This window comes from Pseudoalteromonas sp. OF5H-5 (assembly GCF_021530695.1).
Classification (GTDB): Bacteria; Pseudomonadota; Gammaproteobacteria; order Enterobacterales; family Alteromonadaceae; genus Pseudoalteromonas.
This window is the reverse complement of record NZ_JAKGBF010000025.1, coordinates 48,917-56,522: the sequence shown is the minus strand read 5'-3', so window position 1 is coordinate 56,522 and position 7,606 is coordinate 48,917. Positions and strand designations below refer to the sequence as shown.

The window sequence follows — 7,606 nt, the reverse complement described above, 5'->3', positions numbered from 1 at the left end:
CACCACCGTATACTTTTGCAAGTACGTTAGTGATTGCTGCAGTTAGAGTTGTTTTACCGTGGTCAACGTGGCCGATTGTACCTACGTTTACGTGCGGTTTTACGCGTTCAAACTTTTCTTTTGCCATGACGAAACCTATAAGTTTTGTGTATCTAGATTACATATAAAAATAATCCACGACGAGTGTGGATTAGAATTATTCAGTCTATTATAAATATTTTTTCGACAATTCAAAGGAAGTATTTGAGAAGATTCTTCGGAGACTGGTGCTGATAGGCAGATTTGAACTGCCGACCTCACCCTTACCAAGGGTGCGCTCTACCAACTGAGCTATATCAGCACGCCAGACGAACTGGAGCGGGCAGCGGGAATCGAACCCGCATCATCAGCTTGGAAGGCTGAGGTAATAGCCATTATACGATGCCCGCTTTAGGAACCTGTTCTTAACTACCTCTAACCGTCAAGAATAAAGTGGTGGAGGGAGCTGGATTCGAACCAGCGAAGGCTGAGCCGTCAGATTTACAGTCTGATCCCTTTGGCCGCTCGGGAACCCCTCCACGTAAAATTCTTTCCTAAAGCATCCTATACAAGATAGGGTAAAAAGATGGTGCCGACTATCCGAGTCGAACGGATGACCTACTGATTACAAGTCAGTTGCTCTACCAACTGAGCTAAGTCGGCACTGCTTTAGTACGGGGCGAGATATTAGAGCAACCATTGACTTGATGCAACAGGAATATGCAAAAAAATTTAAATTTATTGTTCAAACGCTCAGTTTTAAGCCAATCCCATGACATTTTTACAGTTATTGTGGGTTTTTCCACCAAACTGACAGCCCTTTGAATACCAAAAGGTCATCAAAAACCGCTGACGCCATATGATTTTTTATTAACTCGCCATATCCACCTGCACACAATACCAACGCAGACTCATTATTAAGTTGCTGTTTTGCACTATGTACGAGCCCAAGTGTTGCGGCTAACGCACCATTTTTCACCGCCTCTGGTGTATTTTTAGCAAATTCTGCGGCAAAAGGCGTGTTCTCATCACAAAATACCCGCTCTGCACGCGCGGTAATACTGGAAATCATGAGATCGATACCTGGTAAAATCCACCCTCCCATGTGTATCCCATGTGCAGTCACTACATCAACCGTGGTCGCAGTGCCAGAATCAATTACGATAATATCTTGTGTTGGATATAGAGCATGCGCGGCGAGTACCGCAAGCCACCTATCAATTCCCAAATTTTTAAAACTAGGATAGGCGCAAGTTACCCCAGCTCGCCTTGCCGATACTTGTGCTTGCTCTAGCACAAGACCAAACTCAGAGGCACGACTTTCCACCCACTGTAATCCCGCCACCTTACCAACCTGAGAGCAGACAATTGCGGTTAGCTTTTGCCATTCAATATCACTTTCTTTTACAGGACTAATACGGCCTTCATGCTCAAGCGCATATTTAACTGCAGTATTACCTACGTCAATTAGCAGTTTCACGATATCACCTTTCTTAACGAAATTTCACCGCCATAAAAAGCTTTAAGCTCACCATCTTGCCTAAGCAATAAGCCGCCTTGCATATCTATGCCTTCACAGATCCCACGCCATTCTCTTTGTCCAGTACTCAAGGTCACCGCGTCACCTTTAAAGGCATTTAGACTATTCCATTCGGTCACCATTTCGCTTAATCCAGACTCTTTATACTGGGCAAGACGCTCAGACAAGGAGTGAGTGAGCTGCACCACTAACTGATTTTTATCAATTTGGCCTAAGTGCGTTTGCAGATCTGTCCAAGCTTGGTCGATGTGCTTAGAGGCAGATTCTGGCATACATATATTTAGCCCAATCCCAATCACGAGATGGCAAGGCCCTTCCACCTGCCCTTCTAGCTCAACTAAAATCCCCGCCAGTTTTTGCTGGTTGAGATATATATCGTTTGGCCATTTTAATTCAACGGAAATACCATAAAGGACCTTTAACGCATCATATACTGCAAGTCCTACAGCAATAGATAAGCCCATCGCGGCTTGCATGCCAGCGTCAAACTGCCAGTAATAACTGTAATAAAGGTTAGCACCAAAGGGCGATTGCCATACCCGACCTCTGCGCCCTCTGCCAGCTTGCTGCATTTCTGCCACCAAGACATGGCCTGAGCCCATATTCTGTTTGTCCTGCAAACGACGCATTAGCTCGCTATTCGTTGAGTCTATAATTGCGTGATATTCGATTGGACACTCACTTTGAAACTGCTGTTGCCATAGAGTATTCAACTTACTTTGATGAATAAGCGGTAAGCTATAATTGAGTTTATAGCCGCGGCCATTGACTCGAAAAATATCCACGCCCATCTCTTGCAACGCCGCAATATGCTTTGCAATAGCCGCGCGACTAATACCTAATTGCTCACCCAACTCCTGCCCTGAGACAAACTTTCCTTTGTTCAAGGCCGCTAAAATCGTTTGCTTTTTATGATCAGGCTTTTTCATGATATTCCACACTTTGCAACTGACATTCACCATGCTTTGTTATAAGGCGCACTTCATGCTCGAGTAACACAGCAAATTTTTGCCAAACGGTTTGTTGAATATGGCTCACTAACTGTTTTAAATCTTCACCGGTGCTGCCACCGCTATGAACAAGTACTAGTGCTTGTTTCTCATACACACGAATAGCTCCGCGATGGCAACCTTTTAGACCCGCTTTGTCAATCAACCAGCCAGCCGCAAGTTTTACATGGTCATTGTCCACATTAAACGCTGGCATCTCTGGAAATTGACTTTGCAACTTAGCTGCAAACGCCCTATCAACTACTGGGTTTTTAAAAAAGCTCCCGGCATTTGCAAGCGTCGCAGGATCGGGCAATTTACTGTTTCGAGTAACTATCACCGCTTCACAGATCTCTTGCGCGGTTGCTGTATCACTCAAGCTTTGTAGAGGGCCATAACTTAACGTTGGCTGCCAACGTTTAGGCAATGTAAATGTCACTTCTGTAATAACGAACTTATCTTTTAGGCGGTGTTTAAAGATTGAATCTCGATAGCCAAATTCACACTCTGCATTTGTTAATGTAGTGAAGCGCCGCTCGGCGATATCAAACCCTCTAACGGCGGTGATAAATTGTGATACTTCAACGCCGTAGGCGCCGATATTTTGTACCGGTGCCGCACCAACGGTACCAGGGATCAATGCGAGGTTCTCTAACCCATCAATTCCGTTATCAAGCAGCTTTGTAACGAGCTGGTGCCAGTTTTCTCCAGCTGCGACTGTAACGACATAATCATCATTTTGTTGCTCGATATCGACACCTAAGGTCGCAAGCTTAATAACGGTTCCAGCATAGTCTTCCAGAAAAACGGTATTACTCCCTTCCCCAATTAAAAAGAAAGGACGATTGAAATCGAGCTCAACCAGCGCATGTGGATCTGTGATAACAATAAGGGACTCGCAACCCGACGGCAGCGAAAAAGTGTGATAAGACTGCAAACTAGTCACTGCAGCACCTTGCCAATATTAACTAAACTGGCGCTAGTGTAGCGCATTGCCCTGACTTACGCATTAACGTCATCTTACCCATCATTTTATGTAACCCATCGGCTAATACTGTTTAAATGGTTAGAAATTAGTTATGTTAGCCGTTCTAATTGGGAATATTCTTTTTATAAGAGCAGCATTATGATGAAACTTTCGGCACTTACGCTCAGCCTTGCCATGGCTGGCCTTGTCCACACTGCTGATGTAAACGCAGCCGTTGACCAACACACTTACGCCAATCTTAACGATGTTATTACCACACACTTGCATTTAGACCTAGACGTTGACTTTGAAGATAAGCAGCTAGAAGGTTTTGTTGAACACACGCTAGATTGGCAGAACCGCCAAGCAAGAACACTGGTACTAGATACGCGTGACCTCGAAATCGACAAAGTGATGTATCAAGGTAGAGATGATAAATGGCATACCGCCAAGTTTGATCTTGCCAAGCGCGATGATGTGAAAGGTGCTAAGTTAACTATTCACTTTAAAGAGCAAGCAAAAAAAGCACGGATTTATTACAACAGCTTGCCAGTAGCATCAGGTCTACAGTGGTTAACACCGCAGCAAACCGCAAGTAAATCTCACCCATTTATGTATAGCCAGTCTCAAGCTATTCATGCTCGTAGTTGGATCCCTGTGCAGGATACGCCAGCAATGCGTGTGACTTACTCTGCTCGCGTACATACGCCTAAAGATGTGCGTGCGGTAATGAGTGCGGACAATACCGGCGCATTGATCAAAGATGGCGATTATTGGTTTGATATGCCGCAAGCTATCCCACCGTACCTAATTGCAATTGGTGCTGGTAACTTAGAATATAAAGAGATGTCGCACCAAACAGGTATCTTTGCAGAGCCAACCATTTTAGATGCATCAGTTGCTGAGTTTAACGACACGCAAGCGATGATCGATAAAACGAACGCTATGTACGGCGAATACGCATGGGGTCGTTATGACTTATTAATGCTACCGCCAAGCTTCCCATTTGGTGGCATGGAAAACCCACGTTTATCATTCATCACACCAACGGTTGTTGCTGGCGATAAAAGCTTAGTAAACCTAATTGCTCATGAGCTTGCTCACTCTTGGTCTGGTAACTTAGTAACCAATGCGACGTGGGAAGATTTATGGCTAAATGAAGGTTTCACCTCTTACGTTGAAAACCGCATTATGGAAGAAGTGTTTGGGCGTGACCGTGCGGTGATGGAACAAGCACTTGACGCTGCAGGCCTACGCGCACAACTTAAAACTATTGCCGCCCCTGATACACGCATGAATTTAGAGCTTAATGGCCGCGATCCTGACGATGCGTTTAGCTCTGTACCTTACACTAAAGGTCAATTATTCCTTATTTATCTAGAAGAAAAGTTTGGTCGTGACAAGTTCGACAAGTTTGTTAAAACCTACTTTAACACTTTCTCTTTTAAATCTCTGACTACTGATGAATTCGTTGCGTACTTAGACAAAAACTTGCTACAGCAATATCCTGGTATCGTAAGCTTAGAAAAAGCCAAAGAGTGGATTTATGAGCCAGGCTTGCCAAGCGAAGCACCGAACCCAACTTCTGATGCTTTTGAAAAAGTGGATGCGTTAACTCAAGCTTGGCTAAAAGACGAGAAAACACTTGCAGATTTACCGACCGACGCTTGGACAGTACATGAGTGGCTGCACTTTATTAATAACTTACCAAGAGATCTCGCCATTGAGCGTATGGAAGCATTGGACAAGGCATTTAAGCTGACGCAATCGACCAACGCTGAACGCGCTTTTGCTTGGTATATGCTAGCAGTAGGTAACGGCTACCAAGCTATTTACCCAGACCTTGAAAAGCACTTGGTAAGTATTGGTCGTCGCAAGCTTATTGTGAATTTATACAAGTCTCTCATTAAGCATGGCAAGCGTGACTGGGCTTACCGTGTTTACCAACAAGCACGTCCGGGATACCACCCGCTTGCTCAAGGCACCATCGACGCTTTGTTTGAATAATACATTTCAAAAACAAAAAGAGCGCTTCTGTGAGCGCTCTTCTCTATTTTAAGTTTAAGTTTAAGTTCAAACTTAAATTACTTGTGATATTGACGGCTAAATTCGTGAACCGCGTTGATGAAAACACCTGCATTTTCAGGGTCAACATCAGGCGTAATACCATGGCCTAAGTTAAACACATGACCATTACCTTCGCCAAAGCCGGCTAATATATGCTGAACTTCTTCACGAATACGCTCATGGGTACCGTGTAGCATTGAAGGATCCATATTACCTTGTAGTGCAACTTTATCGCCTACACGACGTTTTGCATCGGCAATATCAATCGTCCAGTCAAGGCCAACTGCATCACATCCAGTGGCTGCAATCGCTTCAATCCATTGACCGCCGTTCTTCGTGAATAATGTCACAGGTACTTTACGACCGTCATTTTCACGAATAAGACCGTCTACAATTTTATGCATATATTGTAGTGAAAACTCTTTGTAGTCACGCGGGCTTAATACTCCACCCCAAGAGTCGAAGATCATTAGCGACTGAGCACCCGCTTTTACTTGCGCATTTAGGTAGTCGATAACCGAATCAGCCACTTTATCTAGCAGTAGGTGTAGTGTCTGCGGCTCCGCAAACGCCATCTTTTTAATCTTACCGAATGTTTTGCTGCTACCGCCTTCAATCATGTAAGTCGCTAGTGTCCATGGTGAGCCTGAGAAACCAATAAGTGGTACTTCACCTTTAAGCTCACGACGAATTGTGCTCACCGCATTCATTACATAACCAAGCTCATCGGTTGGATCCAATTTAGGTAGCTTTTTAACATCGTCTAACGATTGGATAGGACGCTCAAACTTTGGACCTTCACCGGTTTCAAAGTAAAGTCCAAGTCCCATTGCATCTGGAATAGTCAAAATATCGCTAAACAGAATCGCCGCATCTAGTGGATAACGACGAAGCGGCTGTAATGTCACTTCACATGCCAGCTCTGCATTTTTACAAAGGCTCATAAAGTCACCAGCTTGTGCTCTGGTGGCACGATACTCTGGTAGATAACGACCAGCTTGGCGCATCATCCATACTGGTGTGACGTCAACTGGTTGTTTTAATAGCGCTCGTAAATAACGATCGTTTTTTAATTCGCTCATAGCGTCTCTATTCCAATACTTAAATTCAATTGTGCGGATTGTATCACTAAGTGCACATGGGCACTATCTAAACTATCCTTGCCAGCGCCTCGTCATGATCTAGATTAAACCTCACTTTATTAGGAACAAATTCATAAGCTTGTGTAAAAGTTACCGAAACAAGCAATTAAACTGTTTGCAACACGATTAAAAGGTTGGTATAAAATTACCGCGTTAGAAAAATAACAACAAAACACCTTCAATTAGAAAAATAACAACATTACGCAACAAGCTAAACTGCTATTTTGAACCACCTTGAGTTTCTCTCGGTGGTTTTTTTATTTTTATCCTCCTGAATTTGTTAACATTCCCGATAATCAAACCAATAATCTTTTGATCTTTTTACGCTTTTACAGAAAAAATTGGTTGACCTTTTGCCCCGTTTCCCTTTCCATAGGGGTAGGTAACCCGCTTAAGGAGAATCACTATGCTTTCGCAGTTAGAACAAGCCCAACAGAAATGGGGAGGTAGCCATAGTGTTATTGATGCATGGTTAGCAGAGCGTCAGGAACTATTGGTTTTATATTATAAAGTTGCAGGATGCTCACCAACTCGAAATGGTAAAGCACTTCCTGAGCAAGTTGACATTCAGTCATTCTGCCAGATTTTGATGGACTACCTTTCAGCTGGTCATTTTGAAATTTATGACAACATTGTTGAGGCCTGCCAAGAAAAAGGCCCTGAAAGCGCAAAATTAGCTCAGTCACTGTACCCTCGGATCACAGATACGACTGATACCGCACTTGATTTCAACGACAAATACGCTGAAGTAAATCAAGAAACGCAAGAATTAGCAGACTTCGATAACGACTTGTCTGTATTAGGTGAAACGCTTGAGTTACGCTTCCAATTGGAAGACGAACTGATCGATAACCTTTATTCTAATCACACTGAATAGTCTAAA

At 43.6% G+C, this 7,606-nt stretch carries 7 protein-coding genes and 4 tRNA genes; 2 read left to right on the top strand and 9 right to left on the bottom strand.

Going from position 1 to position 7,606, the window contains the following annotated elements; all coding sequences use genetic code 11:
* The 8 genes from L1271_RS23000 to murB form a co-directional block, all read right to left on the bottom strand.
* Positions 1-127 (bottom strand): GTP-binding protein (locus L1271_RS23000; RefSeq protein WP_033023824.1); only part of this gene is annotated, 127 nt, incomplete at its 3' end.
* A gap of 137 nt (positions 128-264) precedes the next feature.
* A tRNA-Thr gene (locus L1271_RS22995) sits at positions 265-340 on the bottom strand.
* A 13-nt stretch (positions 341-353) separates the two neighbouring features.
* Positions 354-428 (bottom strand) — tRNA-Gly (locus L1271_RS22990).
* Positions 429-472: 44 nt separating this feature from the next.
* Positions 473-557: transfer RNA gene (locus tag L1271_RS22985), tRNA-Tyr, on the bottom strand.
* 48 nt (positions 558-605) lie between these two features.
* Positions 606-681: transfer RNA gene (locus tag L1271_RS22980), tRNA-Thr, on the bottom strand.
* Between the two features lie 124 nt (positions 682-805).
* Positions 806-1,498 carry a type III pantothenate kinase gene (locus tag L1271_RS22975; RefSeq protein ID WP_102055890.1) on the bottom strand — a complete coding sequence of 231 codons (693 nt, stop codon included), beginning with the start codon at positions 1,496-1,498 and terminating at the stop codon, positions 806-808.
* Complete coding sequence (gene birA / locus L1271_RS22970; RefSeq protein WP_235368877.1) at positions 1,495-2,487, bottom strand: bifunctional biotin--[acetyl-CoA-carboxylase] ligase/biotin operon repressor BirA; 993 nt, start codon at positions 2,485-2,487, stop codon at positions 1,495-1,497. The genes L1271_RS22975 and birA overlap by 4 nt, the downstream gene beginning before the upstream one ends.
* Complete coding sequence (gene murB / locus L1271_RS22965) at positions 2,474-3,493, bottom strand: UDP-N-acetylmuramate dehydrogenase (protein ID WP_235368876.1); 1,020 nt, start codon at positions 3,491-3,493, stop codon at positions 2,474-2,476. The genes birA and murB overlap by 14 nt, the downstream gene beginning before the upstream one ends.
* Positions 3,494-3,676: 183 nt before the next feature.
* Between murB and L1271_RS22960 the strand changes: the two genes are divergently transcribed.
* A complete protein-coding gene (locus L1271_RS22960; protein ID WP_235368878.1) occupies positions 3,677-5,521 on the top strand; it encodes a M1 family metallopeptidase in 1,845 nt (614 codons plus the stop codon).
* Positions 5,522-5,598: 77 nt separating this feature from the next.
* Here the strand turns inward: L1271_RS22960 and hemE are convergent, their stop codons facing one another.
* On the bottom strand, positions 5,599-6,663 hold the full coding sequence (gene hemE / locus L1271_RS22955; protein WP_010374544.1) for a uroporphyrinogen decarboxylase: 1,065 nt from the start codon (positions 6,661-6,663) through the stop codon (positions 5,599-5,601).
* A 466-nt stretch (positions 6,664-7,129) separates the two neighbouring features.
* Between hemE and L1271_RS22950 the strand changes: the two genes are divergently transcribed.
* On the top strand, positions 7,130-7,600 hold the full coding sequence (locus L1271_RS22950; protein WP_010607921.1) for an Rsd/AlgQ family anti-sigma factor: 471 nt from the start codon (positions 7,130-7,132) through the stop codon (positions 7,598-7,600).
* The last annotated feature ends 6 nt before the right edge of the window (positions 7,601-7,606 follow it).